Source organism: Salimicrobium flavidum, from assembly GCF_900156645.1.
GTDB lineage: Bacteria > Bacillota > Bacilli > Bacillales > Halobacillaceae > Salimicrobium > Salimicrobium flavidum.
In genome coordinates, this window is record NZ_FTOC01000003.1 from 350,169 (window position 1) to 367,708 (window position 17,540).

Genomic DNA, 17,540 nt, shown 5'->3' on the forward strand with positions numbered 1-17,540 from the left:
AGGAAGTTTCTATTAAGATTTTTACATAAAAAAGGAGGACCTTTCATGTCAGTAGAATGGGTTCAGGAACATGAATATGAAGAAATTCTGTATGAAACATACGGGGGAATCGCCAAGATCACGATTAATCGTCCGGAAGTGCGTAATGCCTTCACGCCGCTTACGGTTCGTGAACTGATTGATGCGTTTACGCGCGCTCGCGATAATTCCAACGTAGGAGTAATCGTTCTTGCCGGAGCCGGAGACGCTGCTTTCTGCGCCGGTGGTGACCAGAGCGTTCGCGGTCACGGCGGTTATGTCGGTACAGACGAAGTACCTCGTCTGAACGTGCTTGATCTGCAGCGTCTGATCCGTGTGATCCCTAAACCGGTCGTAGCGATGGTTTCCGGGTACGCAATCGGTGGAGGTCACGTCCTTCACGTCGTCTGTGACCTGACGATTGCTGCTGATAATGCAGTCTTCGGTCAGACAGGTCCGAAAGTCGGCAGTTTCGATGCCGGGTACGGAGCTGGACTATTGGCTCGCATCGTCGGTCATAAAAAAGCACGCGAAATCTGGTACCTGTGTCGTCAATACTCTGCGGAGGAAGCGGAAAGAATGGGTCTTGTGAACACGGTAGTACCTGTGGACCGTCTGGAAGAGGAAACGATTCAGTGGTGTAAGGAGATGCTCGAAAAATCCCCTACAGCTATCCGCTTCCTGAAGGCTTCGTTCAACGCGGATACAGATGGACTGGCCGGTTTGCAGCAAATGGGCGGAGACGCAACGCTATTGTATTATACAACCGAGGAAGCGAAAGAGGGGCGTGATGCGTTCAAAGAGAAACGCAAGCCCGATTTCGATCAATTCCCGCGTTTCCCATAAGCACGTAAGAAGGAGCGTCTGATACAGGCGCTCTTTTGTTTTGATGACGTTATTCGAAAGGGGAGAGGTTTATGACCAGCATGCCGCATTGGCTGAGTAAACAGTCGTTCCTGCAACCGGAGCGACACGCAGTCGAGTTCATGGATGGTTCGTTTCTCACGTTCCGTGATTTGGAGACAAGAAGCAAAAGGATGGCAGGAGCGCTGGCTCACGAAGGAATAAAGGAGAAGGACCATGTCGCAGTCCTTTCTGTCAATCATCCTTCCTTCATCGAGGTGGTGTTCGGGTTAAGTTATCTCGGAGCAAGGGCGGTTCTTCTCAATATACGTCTTACCCCGGAAGAACTTTCCTATCAGGTGAAGGATGCTGAGGTGGAAACGTTCATCTACGGACCGGAGCAGGCGGAAAAAGTAGCAGGCCTGGGAAATGAGAATCTCACCTTTCTTTCTTTCAGAGACTTGGAGGGGGAGTATCAGACGCCGGAGCTGAAAGAGACCATCGAACTCGATGAAGTGTTCACATTGATGTATACCTCAGGTACGACCGGAAATCCGAAAGCGGTCCTTCATACATACGGGAATCATTGGTTCAGTGCTGTAAGTTCCGCCCTCAACCTCGGTTTCGACCGTGAGGATAAGTGGCTTTTGAATTTACCTTTGTTTCATGTGAGCGGATTTTCCACTTTGATGAAAAGCGTCGTATACGGGATGACGATTGAATTCCACGACCATTTTGATGCGAAGGCGGTGGTGGAAAGTATACGTCAGCGGGGGATCACGATGGTTTCCGGGGTATCGGTTATGCTCGGGAAGCTGGTGAAGGCTCTCGAAGGAAAAGAGCTCCCTTCTTCTTTCCGTTGCTTCCTGTTAGGAGGAGGACCGGCAACAGAAACATTGCTGAAACAGGCGAATGAAGCGGGTATACCGGTTTTTCAGACTTACGGGATGACGGAAACGACTTCACAAATTGTGACTCTTTCCCCGCAGGATGCTGTACGGAAACTCGGTTCCGCGGGAAAAGCACTGGCAACGGCCTCTGTTCATATCGATGCTGATGAGGGAGAGACAGGGGAAATAATGGTCGAAGGGCCGATGGTCTCTGAAGGGTATTACAATCGGGAGAGACCCACGACCCGTTTTTTTGCAACGGGGGACATGGGTCGTTTCGATGAAGAGGGTTTTTTGTATGTCGTCGGGCGTAAGAAAGAAATGATCATTTCAGGCGGAGAGAATGTGTATCCTGCTGAAATCGAAAATGTTCTCGTCCAGGTAGATGGAGTACAGGAAGCTGCAGTGGTGGGAGTGGATGATGAGAAATGGGGAGAAGTTCCAGCTGCTTTTGTTACAGGTGAAGGGATAGATAGACAGCATGTGAAGAATGCTTGCCTGCGTCTTCTCGCCCGTTTCAAACATCCGGCTTATATTTATCATATCACCGAGCTGCCGCGCAACGCTTCAAACAAGGTGATGAAGCACCTATTGATCGAAAGGATGAAAGAAGGGAAATACGATGAAATTGAGTGAAGCCGTTTTACATCATATCGATCTCCCGATGAAACGCCCGTTCCAAACGGCCCATGGCTATCTCGAAAGCAGGGAAGTGATCATCGTAGAACTGTCGGATGGAGAGGGAAGGAAAGGGTACGGGGAAATCGCTGCATTTTCTACCCCCTTTTATACAGAGGAGACCGTGCAAACCGCCTGGTATATTGCGAAAGACTTTTTGTTGCCCCGTTTGGATGAACGAGGAGCTCCAGGCGAATTGTTCTCATCCGTGAAGGGTCATCCCATGGCAAAAGCGGGGATCGAACAGGCCCTGTTTGATTTATACGCCAAACGCGAAGGGAAGAGTCTGAGAGCGTTTGTCGGTGGGGAGAGAGAGGAAGTGGAAGCCGGTGGTGTAATCAGTTTGAGTAATGAGCCGGAACAGGAACTGCACATACTGAAACAAGCCGGTTTTCAAAGAGCGAAAGTGAAGGTCGAACAGGGAAAGGAGAGGGAGCAGCTGAGAGCGTTGAGAGAGATTGATCCAGATTTCCCTCTTATGATCGACGGCAACGGTGGCTATTCCTCTCCGGAAGAACTCACCTCTCTTGATGACTTCAACCTGTTGATGATTGAACAGCCATTCCGCTCCGGAGATTTTCATCTGCACCGTAATCTTCAGAAATCAATGAAAACCCCCATCTGTCTTGATGAATCGATCAGGGGGATGGCAGATGCGGAACAGGCGATAGAACTGGGCGCCTGTCAGATCATCAATGTGAAACTGAGCCGTGTCGGTGGATGGAGTGAAGCACTGATGATCCATGAATATGCGAAAAGTCGAAACGTGCCTCTCTGGTGTGGCGGGATGGTGGAGACGGGAATCGGCAAAGCGCACAGTCTCGCGCTTGCTTCTTTACCTGGGTTTACGTTGCCTGGGGATCTTTCCGGATCGGACCGCTATTTCGAAAAAGATATCATCAGGAAGCCTCTCTTGATGAAAAATGGACGCATTCCTGTTCCTGAAGGCCCGGGGATCGGTGTGGAGCCTGATATGGAGTATATAGAAAGTATCAGAGTAAATAGGCATTCCATCACTTATTGAAAATGATTATCAAAATCATTGACAGATATCTCAGTTCTTTCTACACTTGAAAGTGAACAGAAGAGGTGACGGATATGACCAGAGAAATGATTACAGAAACAGAAGAGAAGTTCTTGAGCGGACATTTCCGCTACTATACGCATGAACATATGCAGGAGCCTGTGTTGGAGACGGTCCAGGCTGAGGATTTGATGTCGAGAGAAGGCACGGCACATGTGCTGAATGATCTTCACCTTTATCTCGGTTCCCAGTCTTTCCTTACTACCGGTTCATTTTTAGGGAAACGGTTGGGGCACTACGCCGTTACCGTACCAATAGTGATGATGACCGTTTTGGACAAGTTCCCTGATGTATCTCCTGGAAACGTGAGCTATATACGTATAGATGACAACCCGAAATGGTTCCCTAAGTTCCACCTGAAAGATAAATCGGTATCTCTCCCGGGAGAAGACAGGGAGGAATGGATCAGGGATAATATGCGACAGCTTTTCCGGGACTTTCTCAAGCCGGTGTTCTTCCATATTCATAAGACGACCCGTATTTCCAAAAAAGTGCTGTGGGAGAATGTGGCTATTTATCTGTACTGGCTTTATGAACGGAAATTACCTGAGTGGTTTGAAGGCGAAGAATTGGAGCAGAAGCGACGGGACTTCTATTTCATCATCAACGAATTGGACGGAGAACCTTTCGGGGAGAACAAGAATCCGTTCACTTATTTCAAAGATCAGCCCGTTCTACCTTCAGGCGCGAGAGAAAGAAAGTGCTGCTGTCTTTCTTACCGTCTTCACGAAGATAGTACGTTCTGCAAGGTGTGCCCACATCTCAAACAAATGGAAAATTTGAAAAAATAACAATTTATTATAGTAAACGGTATATTTTTACTGAAAATAAGGTATAATGGAAATACGGTAAGACTTTAGATTGTCTGTGAATTTCATTTCCTTACTAAGAGACGTTTTTTAAAAAAAACGTCTCTTTTTTTTGTTATTTTCTCTTCGTGAGGCGTCGTAATAATACAAAAACCCGGCCAACTTATGTGTCGGCCGGGTGCATCAGGCTATCAAGGAGGTGTTCTCGTGCCTTCTGAATTAAAGGCCGGGCACATCCATCTCCTCTGCGTTATTCATGACTTCATCCGGAACAGTCAGTTCTCCGATATTATTATAGTCAGAGTAGGTGATGTTCGATTCCTGGGTCATATGAACCGTCTGTCCCTCTTCTTCTATCGTAATATCCATCGAAAGGTCGACGGTTTCAGGATAGTAGGTGTCTTTGGCGAGAACAAATGAGATATCCGTTCTGTTGATGCTCATTTTCTCGAACATCTCTTCGTTCATCATATCGTTTCCGCTCTGCTCCATCACACTACTGAGTAAAGATTTCATTTCCTCCCCTGTAGCTGATACGTCCAGTTTGTAACTGTCTTCAGTCTCTTCCATGGAGAAATCGGAAATATGATCTTTGAACATTTCCAACTGCTTCGTCGGAGACTGGGTCTCGAGAGATGCACTTTGAGTCAGTTGTTCCTGCATGGCCTGAGGAGCTTTCATCCACTCTCCGTTCATCGGGTTAGTCATATACATCGCGTCTTCTGTGACATACTGTTCTATCTGCTGTGCAGGCATCTCAGCCATTTCTCCCATTGCCGTATCCACTTCCAACGTCTGGTGAAGGAGTAGAGGGTCGATCTGCATTTCACCTGAAGCGGACATATCAATATTCATATCTCCGGTTGACTCGTCGCCTTCTGTACTGACGGTTTGTGACATTTCCATATCCATTGCTACGCTTTCGAGAGATTCACTGGCCTTTTCGGCCTGTTTGAAAACTTCTGCTGCATCTTCTCCTTCTGCTGTACTGCAGGCAGCAAGCAATGAGCAGAGGATCAGGAAAGTCACGATGTTTCTTGAAAATTTCATCGGAAGTACCCCCTTTTATGGTATATCTGTTTTACGTTCATCTGGAAAAAAAGTTTCAGGAAATTCAGATTTTCAAAAATGAACCGGTTTTCTATTCTATAGTGGACTCGGAAAATGGAACGTTTGTAATTTCCTCGTCATATGATACGATTTAGTTAGAATAAGAAGAGTGTTTGGAAAAGGCAGTTGATACGATATGGAACAGTTTTACGATTATTACAATAATCTCGTCAAATTATCATTTGAAGACCACCCCTTCTCTGAGAACCCTAAGCACGTCTGGGTGATTTGCAGATATCGTGGAAAATGGCTGCTGACCGAGCATAAGGAACGTGGTCTGGAATTTCCCGGAGGAAAAGTCGAAGACGGAGAAGGCGCTTTTGAAGCGGCTATTCGGGAAGTGAAAGAGGAGACTGGAGCTGTCGTCGATCAGCTCGATTACGTGGGGCAATATTATGTAGCCGGCAAAGGCGGTACGATCGTCAAAAATGTTTATTTCGCAGAGATTTCCCGTCTGGAAGAAGAAACCCACTATTTCGAAACAAATGGGCCGGTACTGCTTGAGAAACTTCCGGAGGTTCTTCCAAAACAAAAGAAGTACAGTTTCATGATGAAAGATAATGTGCTGCCCTGTTGTCTGGAGAGAATCGAAGCGGCGCAATGATCAAAAAAGAGGGTGTCGACGGCGACACCCTCTTTTTTATAGACTATCATCAATGTTTGACAGGACCCGCGTTAGCGATTGATTCATCAGCGTACGTGAACTTCTTGAAGTTTTCATGGAATTTGTTCGCAAGTTCCATAGCGTGACGATCATACGCATCTTTGTCTTCCCATACGTTGCGGGGAATCAGGATGTCTTCCGGGACACCTTCTAATTGGAGTGGGATATTCAGTCCAAAGACAGGATCTTGGTACATGTCGGTGTTGTTGAACTCTCCGTTCAGGGCAGCATGCACCATGCGACGGGTATAGAAAAGATTCATCCGCTTCCCTGTTCCGTAGGCGCCACCGCTCCAACCTGTATTTACTAAATAGACATCCGTATTGAATTCATCGATTTTATCACCGAGCATTTTAGCATAGACGGATGGAGGTAGTGGAAGGAACGGCGCTCCGAAGCAGGAAGAGAATGTGGCCTGAGGAGTGGTAACTCCCCGCTCCGTACCTGCGAGTTTACTCGTGTATCCGCTGAGAAAATGATACATCGCCTGTTCTTTCGTCAGCTTACTTATCGGTGGAAGTACACCTGTGGCGTCTGCTGTCAGAAAAATGATCGTTTCCGGATGCCCTGCTTTACTCTCCTCAAGGGCATTATCGATATGGTCGAGCGGGTAAGCCACACGGGTGTTTTCCGTTAAGGAAGTGTCTTCATAATCCGGTGTGCCGGTACGAGGGTTGACTGCTACGTTTTCAAGTACCGCACCGAATCGGATAGCTTTGTAAATGTCCGGCTCGCTTTCCGCGGAGAGATCCTTGCATTTGGCGTAGCATCCGCCTTCCATATTGAAAACCCCTTTGTCGGACCAGCCGTGCTCGTCATCTCCGATCAGTGCACGGGAAGGGTCGGCGGATAACGTAGTCTTTCCTGTTCCGGAAAGACCGAAGAATAGTGCGGTTTCCCCGTCTTCATTTACGTTGGCGGAGCAGTGCATAGGAAGTACATCCTGTTTAGGAAGCAGGTAATTCATGACGGAAAAAATGGATTTTTTGATTTCCCCGGCGTATTGTGTTCCACCGATCAGCACGATTCCGTGTTTGAATGACATGGTGACGAACACTTCAGAGTTTGTGCCGTCTGTTTCAGGGTCTGCCTGGAACCCGGGAGCTGACAATACTGTAAAGGAAGCTTCATGAGAGTTCTCTTCTTCCTCGTCAGGCCTTATGAACATTTGTCTTGCGAACAGATTATGCCAGGCGTATTCGGTAATGACACGGATAGGAAGGCGGTATTTTTCGTCAGCTCCAGCATATCCTTTGAAGACGAAGCGTTCGTCCGTTTGTTTCAAGTGATTGATGACTTTATGGTAAAGGTGAAGAAAGGTTTCCTCGGTCATCGGCTGATTAACCTTTCCCCAGTCCACTCGTTCGAATGTTTCTTCGTCTTTTACGATGAACTTGTCGTGGGGAGAACGTCCGGTGTAAGCCCCAGTCTCTGCCTGTACGGCCCCAGTGTCAGTCAGAGTCCCTTCATTTCTATTTATTATTTTCTTTGTAAGAGCCGGAACGGATAACTGGATTTGAGTTCCGTCTGCCTCAAGCAACTCCTCGATGCTAGAGCGATCACTTTTTGCATGAATCATCAATATCCCGCCTTTCCCTGAATTACGCATGTAAGCGATTATTTGTAAATAGTATAACACATTGTCTTTATTAGTCCACACTATTATTGAATTTTTTAAAAAAGGACGGAGATGGTGTACCATAATGGAAGAAAGAAGGTGAAGATAATGAAGAAATCCATTGTTCTGTATGATGCTGAATGCCCGTTGTGCATAAATACCAAGAAGTGGGTCACTTTATTTGACTGGAATAACAGACTGATCTGGTTATCGTTGCAACGACTCACCGAGTATACGTCTCTATCACTGCAAAAAGAAAGAGAAATCCGGGAACAGCTCCATCTGTATGACCCGTTAAGAAAAGAGCATGTCGGGTATGACGCAGTCACTTATATATGTGAAGAATGTCCTATGCTTTATGGGATAGGTAAAATACTCGCCATTCCTGAAGTGAGAACTCTCGGTCTCCCGGTGTACCGTTTTATCGCCGATAACCGATACAGAGTGGGTGTGCACGATTGTAAGGATGGGAGCTGTTCCATCTAATTGACAATCTTCCCTGATTTGATATGATAAAATGCGAACGGTAACTCTCTTATCCAGAGTCGGTGGAGGGACAGGCCCGATGAAACCCGGCAACCGTCTTCAGACATGGTGCTAACCTGACGCAAGAGGAATCTCTTGGACGATAAGAGCGAAAGGAAATCGACCCTTTCCTCTACAAGAAGGAAAGGTTTTTCTTTTTTGCAGGTAAGAAAAGATCGACGTTTCTTACAATTAAGCTCACGTAAGGCTTGCGCCAGACCACTGGTGAGAAGCTGACGCTACTTTTAGCAGATTTCATTATAAAGTATGCTCACTCTCCGGATGAAAATACGCCGGTAAGAGTATTCCGGGATGAATGTTCCGGGTGGTGTACATACCTGCAGCTTTTAAAGGATATGAGAAATGAAGATAGAACACTCAGTAGTGATGCTGGTAAAGAGTACCGTAATCAAAGTTTGAAGGAGGAGTCTTGAAGCATGCCTGTAAATCGCCGTTTGTTCACATCTGAATCGGTTACGGAAGGTCACCCCGATAAGATATGTGATCAAATTTCTGATGCAATTCTTGATGAAATATTAAAAGAGGACCCGAACGCACGTGTCGCCTGCGAAACCGTAGTAACAACCGGTATGGTGCTCGTTTCGGGAGAAATCACCACCACGACATACGTTGATATTCCTCATGTAGTGAGACGCACAATCAAAGAAATAGGTTATACGAGGGCGAAATTCGGCTTTGATGCAGATACGTGTGCGGTACTGACAGCCATAGATGAGCAGTCCCCTGATATAGCCGGAGGGGTCGATGAATCCCTTGAATCGAGGGAAGGTCAGATGAGTGAAGAGGAAATCGACGCCATCGGTGCCGGAGACCAGGGGCTGATGTTCGGTTATGCGACGAATGAAACGGAGGAACTCATGCCTCTCCCTATTTCTCTTGCTCATCAGCTTTCGAAAAAGCTTGCGGATGTCCGGAAAGATGAGACGCTTTCCTACTTGCGTCCGGACGGGAAAACACAGGTCACCGTAGAGTACGATGAAAACAATCATCCTCTCCGGGTCGATACTATCGTCATATCTACTCAGCACGCCGAGGAAATTTCACTTGAACAAATCAAAAAAGACTTGAGAGAACAGGTGATTGCTCCGGTAGTGCCGGCGGAGTTCGTGGATGAGAATACGAAATATATTCTGAATCCTACCGGTCGCTTCGTCATCGGTGGTCCTCAGGGAGATGCCGGTCTGACAGGCAGGAAGATCATCGTCGACACGTACGGAGGATACGCGAGACATGGGGGCGGAGCTTTCAGTGGCAAGGACTCGACGAAGGTGGACCGTTCCGCTGCCTATGCAGCCCGATACGTGGCTAAAAATATTGTGGCTGCCGGTCTTGCAGATACATGTGAAGTTCAGCTTGCTTATGCGATCGGGGTAGCTGAACCTGTGTCCATCTCTATTGATACGGATGGTACCGGGAAGGTTACAGAAGCAGAACTGGTCAAGGCTGTACGGGAATTGTTCGATCTCCGTCCAGCAGGAATCATACGTATGCTCGATCTGAAACGCCCGATATACAGGCAGACGGCCGCCTATGGTCACTTCGGGCGTGCTGCTGATCAGTTCCCTTGGGAAAACGTGGATAAGGTCGACCTGCTCAAGGCGAAATTGATGGAAACGTAAAGCTTTCCGGTTCCAAGGAATGGCAATAAGAAAAGGCTGTAGCTATCATCCGAAGGGATGAAGGCACAGCCTTTTTCTAATCGGTTCTTTTATTTTTGGCTACCCTGAAAATAAATATTCAGGCGGACGCTTTCCGCTCCAAGAATCCACTTATGCTAGGGAAGCTGGTCAGTCGCCTGCACTATTCTTGATCCAGCTTCATCATCCAGAAGCTCATGTCATAAGCAGGAATCTCATTTCCGGGAGAGTTCACCCGAAAAGTGAATATTCCTGCTTATGCCAGTGCTTCTGAACGGATGACTCAGCTTTTCTTGATCCAGCTTCAACTCCCAGAAATTCGTACCATAAGTAGCCAGGATCAGAGAAAGGAAAACCCGTCTTTCGTCTGACCTGTCTACTTATGGCAGTATTTCTAAACGGGAGTTTCAGCTTTTCTTATAATACTGGCCTTTTTCGACGTAGCTTTTGCGTATGCGGTCGAGTTCCTTGAAATCGTCTTCCGTCAGTTCTCTGACCACCTTCGCAGGGCGACCCATAGCGAGTGTGCGGGGAGGTATCGTTTTACCCGGAGGGACGAGGCTGCCTGCTCCGACGAAGGCTTCTTCTCCTATGGTGGCCCCGTCAAGAATAATGGACCCCATGCCTACAAGGGCGTTCTTTTTGATGGTAGCCGAATGGAGGGTCACCTGATGTCCTATAGTCACGCCGTCCTCAAGAATAAGGGGCATCCCCGGGCTTTGATGAAGAAGGCTGAGATCCTGGACATTGCTTCGCTTTCCTATTCGTACAGGAGCGACATCTCCTCTTATGACCGTTTTGAACCAGATACTGGCATATTCTTCAATCGTTACATCCCCTGTGATCACTGTATCTTCTGCAATAAAAGCAGTATCAGAAATGTCAGGGTAGTAGTCATTATATTCGCAAATCATCCAAAACCTCCTTATACTGTTTAATATAATTATTATATCAGAGGAAAGGAGAGGGACAAGTAATGCTTAAAGAATACATAGCTGTATCCCCAAAGGCTGTCATTGTAATTGTTCATGGAGCCTTTGAACACGGAGGACGGTACAAGACGTTGGCGGAAAAGTTCCAATCGGACGGATATTCAGTCGTTGTCGGCGACCTTCCTGGACAAGGAGATGAAAAAGGTGAAAGAGGCCATATCAAAAGCTTCCGACAGTATATAACGACGATTATAGGGTGGGTGGAGTATGCAAGAGATGCGGATCTTCCTATATTCCTGCTTGGACACAGTATGGGAGGTCTTGCAGTGATCCGGACATTGCAGGAAAAAACACTGCCGATCCGCGCGGTGCTTCTTTCTTCTCCCGCTCTCGGTATAAAAAACGGCGCGGATAAGCCCCTTGAAGCAATCTCTCATGTGATCGACAGAATAGCTCCTTCCTTCAAAGTTTCCTATCCGTACGACCCTAAAGTAGTCACGAGAAATGAAGAAGTATGGGAGCGGGACAGGCGAGATGATAAAATATTAGAAAGAGTTTCGGTTCGCTGGTATAAAGAATTCCAAAGAGCTATCAAAACCGCCCATAGTAAATCATTGACCGACGTACCACTATTAGTGATGCAGGCGGAGCATGATAAAATGGTAAAGCTGAAAGATACGAAACGCTGGTTCAATGCGCAGAATCTGACGGAAAAAACGTATAAAGAATGGCCGGGTATGTATCATGAAATTTTCAATGAGCCGGAATGGAAAAATGTATACCGTTATGCACTCAACTTTATAGAACAACACAGCTAGAGGAGGATTTTGTTTTGACCACATATGCACCCAGTCAACCGGTAGACTTAATGTACCGCGGATACCGTTCCATTTTTCCGGAAGTATTCCGGCAATTGGATGAATGGAAGAGGAAAGCGGAGAGCATCCCTGATGGAGAATTGAAGAATCAGGCATGTGACAGTATTGAAAGGAAATCCTTCCATTGTGAAGGAGGGGGTCTTTTTTCTTTGTTGTCCGGAGATAGATGGAAAGACACCGTCACTTTCGTTGTTGCTTACCAGACGATCTGTGATTATCTGGATAATTTATGTGACCAGAGTGAGTCGCTTGACCCAAGAGACTTCGAAAGTCTTCATTATGCTCTTGAAGATGCCGTTCATCCAGGGAACGGACATAGGGATTACTATTTCTACAGGGAAGAAAAAGAGGACGGTGGATACTTGGACGATTTGGTGGACACTTGTCAGAATGTTCTTGGTCACCTTCCCTTTTATCATGTCGTACACCAGGATGTCGCAGATTTGAGCGCTCTTTACGGAGAATTCCAAGTCCATAAACACGTGGCGGAAGAAGATAGAGTGGAACGGATGAGAACGTGGTATGAAAAAAATAGAGAGCGTGTACCTGAAATGGAGTGGTATGAATTCTCTGCATGTACAGCCTCGACGATGGGAGTTTATACGCTGGTCGCTTACTGTGCAGGAGACAGGGTGAACAACGAACTGGTTCGCCGTGTGAAGGACTGTTATTTCCCCACGATGCAAGGAATGCATATATTGCTCGATTATTATATCGATCAGGCAGAGGATGAAGAAGATGGGGAAATGAACTTCTGTACGTATTACGAGTCCAATGATGAATTGAAGAAAAGGATCGGTGAGTTCATGGAATGGACCGATCGGAAAATCGAAAGACTGCCTGATGCGAAATTTCATCGCATGCTCCGGGAAGGGGTGGTCAGTCTGTATTTAGCAGATGAGAAAGTGAAGGAGTTGCCAGGTGCTTCTTCGATGGTTCCTTATTTGCTTAATATAAGCGGGAAACGTACATGGTTTTTTTACCTGAATGTAAAAGCTTTTCACAAGATTAAAGCCTGATCATCCGATGATCAGGCTTTTTCTAATGCGAGAACAAAAGGCGCATTGTTCTTCTGATTGATGAACTGATACCTGAGCACATGGACAGAACGCTGGTCCAGGTGAGAGGCATATTCGATGACATGGTCCTTTTCTTCCCGACCACCTTCATGACCGTGATAGATGACGAGAACGACCACCCCGCCTTTTTCCATAACGGCCAATATGTTATCAATGGCTGTTATGGTCTGATCAGGAGTAGTGACGACGGTTTTGTCACTGCCTGGTAAAAATCCCAGGTTGAAAATCGCTCCTCTGATCTTTTTGTGCTCTTCTTCAGGAATGTGCTGAAGAGCATTCGCATGGGAAGTTTCGTGAAGCGTGACTCGGTCCTGCATCGATTCTTCTTCCAGTTTTGCCGCTGTGGAATCAATAGCTTCTTTCTGTATGTCGAACCCATAAACGTGTCCGGATTTTCCAACGAGATTCGCCAGATATGAAGTGTCATGACCGTTTCCACAGGTGGCATCTATTGCGATGTCGCCCGGAGCCAAGACTTTTTTCATCAGTTCATGTGAGAAGGGGAGTACCCGATCCAGTTTCATGATATCCATCCTTTATAAATAGTTTTCCACATTGAAAATGATGCAGACAAGTATATCATAAGAATCGAAAAAACACCGCCTTTTCTTACTTTGGCGGTGTTTTCCTTGTTCCGGATTTACGTTTTGATATCGTGCTGTAAGCTTTTCTTGCATAGTTTTTGGTTTTTTGCGGATTCCTTTTTGCATAGGAAACAGCTTTTCTTATCAAATTCTTCATAATTATCACCTCTATGAAATCCACATTCCCAGAAGCATCATCAGTGAAACGTAGGAAACAGTTGACAAAGCCCTTCCGATTCATTAAGATACGGGTATAATTGAGTAGACGTGGAAGAGGAGTAGTAATGATCGAAGGAAGTGAAGAGAGACAGCGGTTGCTGAGAGCTGTACTTCCCGCGTTCATGAACTCGCCTTGGATGTTGCAAAAGGGATAATCTTTTGCCGGGGGACCTCCGTTATCGGGGTGAAGTGAGCGTGGAAATCGCTAATTTGGGTGGTACCGCGAGATGCAGCCTCTCGTCCCGTAGTCATGGGAGGAGAGGCTTTTTTTATTAATGGAAGAAAATAACAATAATTGTACAGGGAATCCTGGTGAGAAGTTCCTGTTGTTCGTTTTTACAATACTCATGCATGACTCTGTTTTATGTAAGGCAGAGAGGATCAGGAGGAGGAATATAAATGGCTTTCAATCATATAGAAATCGAAAAGAAATGGCAGGAACATTGGCTTGAAAACAAAATATTCAAGTCCCGTACTGATACGGAGAAAGAGAAATTCTACGCTCTCGACATGTTCCCTTATCCTTCCGGCGCAGGACTTCACGTCGGCCACCCTGAAGGGTATACGGCGACTGATATCTTATCGAGAATGAAGCGGATGCAGGGGTATGAAGTACTTCACCCGATGGGGTGGGATGCTTTCGGGCTTCCTGCTGAACAGCACGCGTTGGACACCGGGAATGACCCGGAAGAATTCACGGCGCATAATATCAACACGTTCCGTCGTCAGATCCAGGAGCTTGGTTTTTCTTACGACTGGGACCGGGAAATAAACACGACGGATCCGAACTATTACAAATGGACGCAATGGATTTTCCTGAAACTTTACGAAAAAGGGCTTGCCTACATAGATGAAGTTCCTGTTAACTGGTGTCCGGCACTTGGTACGGTTCTTGCCAATGAAGAAGTCATTGACGGCAAGAGTGAGCGCGGTGACCATCCTGTCGAACGTCGTCCGATGAAGCAGTGGATGTTGAAAATCACTGCTTACGCCGACAGATTGCTTGATGATTTGGAAGATTTGGACTGGCCGGAGAGTATCAAAGACATGCAGCGGAACTGGATCGGCAAATCTGAAGGGGCGGAAGTCGAGTTCGATATAGACGGACACAATGAATCCTTCAAAGCTTTCACTACCCGCCCGGATACTTTGTTCGGCGCCACATATGCAGTGTTTGCTCCGGAACATCCGTACATTGAAAGTATTACGACAGACGCTCAGAAAGATGCGGTAAGGAAATATGTGGACCAGGCCCTCAATAAGAGTGACCTGGAAAGAACAGACCTGGCCAAAGATAAATCAGGTGTTTTCACAGGTGCTTACGCCATCAACCCTGTTAATGAAGAAAAACTACCTATTTGGGTAGCGGACTACGTTCTTATGAGCTATGGAAGCGGGGCTATCATGGCCGTACCTGCTCATGATGAACGTGACTACGAATTCGCTCAGAAATTCAACTTGAGTATCGTACCAGTGGTGGAAGGCGGGAATACGGAGGAAGAAGCCTTCACCGAGGATGGCCCGCATATCAATTCCGATTTTCTTAATGGTCTTCATAAAGATGAAGCGATAACGAAAGCGATCGAATGGCTCGAAGAAAATGGAAAAGGGAAGAAAGAGACGACTTATCGTCTCAGAGACTGGCTGTTCAGCCGTCAGCGTTACTGGGGAGAACCGATCCCTATCATTCACTGGGAGGACGGATCGGTAAGTGCAGTTCCTGAAAAGGACCTGCCGGTGGAGTTGCCTAAAACGACAGAAATCAAGCCTTCCGGAACAGGGGAGTCCCCCCTTGCGAATATCAGTGACTGGGTGAACGTCACCGATCCGGAAACCGGGATGAAAGGGCGGAGAGAGACGAATACGATGCCGCAGTGGGCAGGAAGCTGCTGGTATTATCTCCGTTACATCGACCCGGACAACGACGAAATCTTTGCAGACTATGACATGTTGAAGAAATGGCTCCCGGTCGATATTTATATCGGAGGAGCAGAGCATGCGGTTCTTCACTTGCTCTATGCACGTTTCTGGCATAAGGTTCTTTATGACGCGGGTGTAGTTCCGACGAAAGAGCCTTTCCAGCAATTGTTCAACCAGGGGATGATTCTAGGCGAGGGAAATGAAAAGATGAGTAAGTCGAAAGGGAATGTAGTAAACCCTGATGACATCATCCGTACGCATGGAGCGGACACCCTTCGTCTTTACGAAATGTTCATGGGACCTCTGGAAGCTTCCATCGCCTGGTCGGAGAATGGACTTGAAGGCGCACGTCGCTTCCTTGATCGCGTCTGGAGGCTTGTAGCACCTGAAGGGAAGTTGAATCCTGCTATCAAAGAAGAAGCGGATACAGAACCACTGGAGAAAACGTATCATGAAACAGTTATGAAGGTTACGGAAAACTTTGAACAACTGCGTTTCAATACGGGCATCTCTCAGATGATGGTATTCATCAATGACGCTTATAAAACTGATGAGCTTCCGAAGCCGTTTATCGAAGGGTTCGTCAAGCTCCTTTCAACCGTAGCTCCTCATATCAGTGAAGAGATGTGGGAAACGCTCGGGCACGAAGAAACGATCGCTTATGAACCGTGGCCTCAGTTCGACCCCGAAAAACTGATTGAAGAAGAAGTGGAGATCGCCGTACAGGTTATGGGTAAAGTCCGTGCGAAAATGATGGTGAACAAAGAAGCTTCTAAAGAAGACCTCGAAAAGTCAGCTCTGGAGCATGAAGATGTGAAACCTTGGCTTGAAGGGAAAACAGTGAGAAAAATTGTTGCTGTTCCCGGAAAACTTGTAAACATCGTGGCCAATTAATGGAAAAGCTCGTCTCTCGTTTTGAGAGGCGAGCTTTTCTCTTGACTTCTAACTATCATTTACTAAAATTACAAGTGCAGAAGAGAAAAAAGGAGGATGGTAAACATGAGTACTATTCCTGAAATGAAAGCAGAGACATTAGAACAGAAGCTGAACAATAATGAAGATGTGACCGTCATAGATGTAAGGGAAGATGAAGAAGTAGCGGAAGGAATGATTCCGAACGCGAAGCATATAAAACTCGGTAATCTCCCTGAACAGTATCGTGACCTTGATAAAGAAACCGATTATGTAGTGGTTTGTCGTTCCGGTCGCAGAAGCATGAAAGCATCAGAATTTCTGAAAGAAAACGGATTTTCGAGTGTGACGAACCTCGAGGGCGGTATGCTGGCCTGGTCCGGTGATCTTTCTTACAAGTGAAGAAGGTGGAAGTATGATTTATTGGGGAATAGCTGTTGCGCTTTTTCTGGCACTCTATACAGTTACTCACACCAAGGTGTGGAACCGTCTGCGTACACTCAACAACCAGGACTTCAGTGACAGCGATTATTGTGTTATTGATATCAGAGACTATATATCTGCTCACCGTGCCCCTTACCCGGGAGCTGAGAATATTCCTCTCAGCTATTTACCCAGAGTATTGAAAGACAGGTTTGACTGTCCGAAGAAAATTTTACTGGTGACCGATGATGAGCGGGGTGCGGTTAAAGCTGCAAGAATGTTAAGGAAGAAGAGAAACCAGTCGGTATATTATGTGAAAGCTTCATGAGAAGGGCGGGCGTTATTTTACGTTCGTCCTTTTCAATTCGGACTTTAGTGGAGCGTCTGGGTATCCGGATCAACAGAGTTTATGTGTAATAACCTGATATTTTAAATCGATTTGGAATAAATTTATTAAAACCATTGACTGTTGAAACTGATAGGTGTAAGATTGTATTTGCTGCTTCAGAGAGCGGCAACGAAATACAAATCAGAATGATAAACTCATTGACTTTTATAACAAAGAAATGATATAATTATTGTGCTTCTGATGAAACAAGTAGATCTTTGAAAACTGAACAATGTTTTATGCCATGCGTCAATTTTTAAAGCAAGACAACATGAGCTAATCAATCGCTCTTTTATGGAGAGTTTGAT

At 46.3% G+C, this 17,540-nt stretch carries 16 protein-coding genes, 1 riboswitch and 1 other annotated feature; of the genes, 12 read left to right on the forward strand and 4 right to left on the reverse strand.

What is annotated here, in order from left to right; genetic code table 11:
* Positions 1-45 precede the first annotated feature (45 nt).
* The 4 genes from menB (at position 46) to BW944_RS06735 (ending at position 4,304) form a co-directional block, all read left to right on the forward strand.
* Positions 46-864 carry a 1,4-dihydroxy-2-naphthoyl-CoA synthase gene (gene menB / locus BW944_RS06720; RefSeq protein WP_076558014.1) on the forward strand — a complete coding sequence of 273 codons (819 nt, stop codon included), beginning with the start codon at positions 46-48 and terminating at the stop codon, positions 862-864.
* A gap of 71 nt (positions 865-935) precedes the next feature.
* The gene (locus BW944_RS06725; protein ID WP_076558016.1) at positions 936-2,387 is read left to right on the forward strand and encodes an o-succinylbenzoate--CoA ligase; all 1,452 of its coding nucleotides are present in this window, start codon (positions 936-938) and stop codon (positions 2,385-2,387) included.
* Complete coding sequence (menC, locus tag BW944_RS06730) at positions 2,374-3,453, forward strand: o-succinylbenzoate synthase (protein ID WP_076558036.1); 1,080 nt, start codon at positions 2,374-2,376, stop codon at positions 3,451-3,453. Before BW944_RS06725 ends, menC begins: the two co-directional genes overlap by 14 nt.
* Positions 3,454-3,527: 74 nt before the next feature.
* On the forward strand, positions 3,528-4,304 hold the full coding sequence (locus tag BW944_RS06735; RefSeq protein WP_076558039.1) for an IucA/IucC family C-terminal-domain containing protein: 777 nt from the start codon (positions 3,528-3,530) through the stop codon (positions 4,302-4,304).
* A gap of 237 nt (positions 4,305-4,541) precedes the next feature.
* On the opposite strand, the gene BW944_RS06740 is transcribed toward BW944_RS06735, so the two are convergent.
* Positions 4,542-5,372, reverse strand: coding sequence for a DUF6612 family protein (locus BW944_RS06740; RefSeq protein WP_076558040.1), 831 nt, complete (start codon positions 5,370-5,372; stop codon positions 4,542-4,544).
* 196 nt (positions 5,373-5,568) lie between these two features.
* Between BW944_RS06740 and ytkD the strand changes: the two genes are divergently transcribed.
* Positions 5,569-6,036: an RNA deprotection pyrophosphohydrolase gene (gene ytkD / locus BW944_RS06745; RefSeq protein WP_076558042.1), complete on the forward strand. Its 468-nt coding sequence runs from the start codon at positions 5,569-5,571 to the stop codon at positions 6,034-6,036.
* Positions 6,037-6,085: 49 nt separating this feature from the next.
* On the opposite strand, the gene pckA is transcribed toward ytkD, so the two are convergent.
* Positions 6,086-7,675, reverse strand: a complete 1,590-nt coding sequence (pckA, locus tag BW944_RS06750; protein ID WP_200806500.1) for a phosphoenolpyruvate carboxykinase (ATP) — start codon at positions 7,673-7,675, stop codon at positions 6,086-6,088.
* Between the two features lie 147 nt (positions 7,676-7,822).
* Between pckA and BW944_RS06755 the strand changes: the two genes are divergently transcribed.
* Positions 7,823-8,200, forward strand: coding sequence for a thiol-disulfide oxidoreductase DCC family protein (locus BW944_RS06755; RefSeq protein WP_076558044.1), 378 nt, complete (start codon positions 7,823-7,825; stop codon positions 8,198-8,200).
* Between the two features lie 46 nt (positions 8,201-8,246).
* Positions 8,247-8,349: riboswitch (SAM riboswitch) on the forward strand.
* 327 nt (positions 8,350-8,676) lie between these two features.
* Positions 8,677-9,879, forward strand: a complete 1,203-nt coding sequence (gene metK, locus BW944_RS06760) for a methionine adenosyltransferase (protein ID WP_076558046.1) — start codon at positions 8,677-8,679, stop codon at positions 9,877-9,879.
* Positions 9,880-10,304: 425 nt separating this feature from the next.
* Here the strand turns inward: metK and BW944_RS06765 are convergent, their stop codons facing one another.
* Positions 10,305-10,811: a gamma carbonic anhydrase gene (locus tag BW944_RS06765; protein WP_076558048.1), complete on the reverse strand. Its 507-nt coding sequence runs from the start codon at positions 10,809-10,811 to the stop codon at positions 10,305-10,307.
* Positions 10,812-10,873: 62 nt separating this feature from the next.
* Here BW944_RS06765 and BW944_RS06770 point away from each other — a divergent pair, with 62 nt between their 5' ends.
* The gene (locus BW944_RS06770; protein ID WP_076558050.1) at positions 10,874-11,647 is read left to right on the forward strand and encodes an alpha/beta hydrolase; all 774 of its coding nucleotides are present in this window, start codon (positions 10,874-10,876) and stop codon (positions 11,645-11,647) included.
* Between the two features lie 14 nt (positions 11,648-11,661).
* Complete coding sequence (locus BW944_RS06775) at positions 11,662-12,726, forward strand: tetraprenyl-beta-curcumene synthase family protein (protein ID WP_143525668.1); 1,065 nt, start codon at positions 11,662-11,664, stop codon at positions 12,724-12,726.
* 11 nt (positions 12,727-12,737) lie between these two features.
* Here the strand turns inward: BW944_RS06775 and BW944_RS06780 are convergent, their stop codons facing one another.
* Positions 12,738-13,310 carry a tRNA 5-(aminomethyl)-2-thiouridylate-methyltransferase MnmM gene (locus tag BW944_RS06780; RefSeq protein WP_076558051.1) on the reverse strand — a complete coding sequence of 191 codons (573 nt, stop codon included), beginning with the start codon at positions 13,308-13,310 and terminating at the stop codon, positions 12,738-12,740.
* Between the two features lie 319 nt (positions 13,311-13,629).
* Positions 13,630-13,837: a binding site (T-box leader), on the forward strand.
* A 151-nt stretch (positions 13,838-13,988) separates the two neighbouring features.
* Here BW944_RS06780 and leuS point away from each other — a divergent pair.
* From leuS to BW944_RS06795, 3 genes are all read left to right on the forward strand, one after another.
* Positions 13,989-16,403, forward strand: coding sequence for a leucine--tRNA ligase (gene leuS / locus BW944_RS06785; RefSeq protein ID WP_076558052.1), 2,415 nt, complete (start codon positions 13,989-13,991; stop codon positions 16,401-16,403).
* A 105-nt stretch (positions 16,404-16,508) separates the two neighbouring features.
* Positions 16,509-16,823, forward strand: coding sequence for a rhodanese-like domain-containing protein (locus tag BW944_RS06790; RefSeq protein ID WP_076558054.1), 315 nt, complete (start codon positions 16,509-16,511; stop codon positions 16,821-16,823).
* A gap of 13 nt (positions 16,824-16,836) precedes the next feature.
* Positions 16,837-17,172, forward strand: a complete 336-nt coding sequence (locus BW944_RS06795; RefSeq protein ID WP_076558056.1) for a rhodanese-like domain-containing protein — start codon at positions 16,837-16,839, stop codon at positions 17,170-17,172.
* Positions 17,173-17,540: the final 368 nt, after the last annotated feature.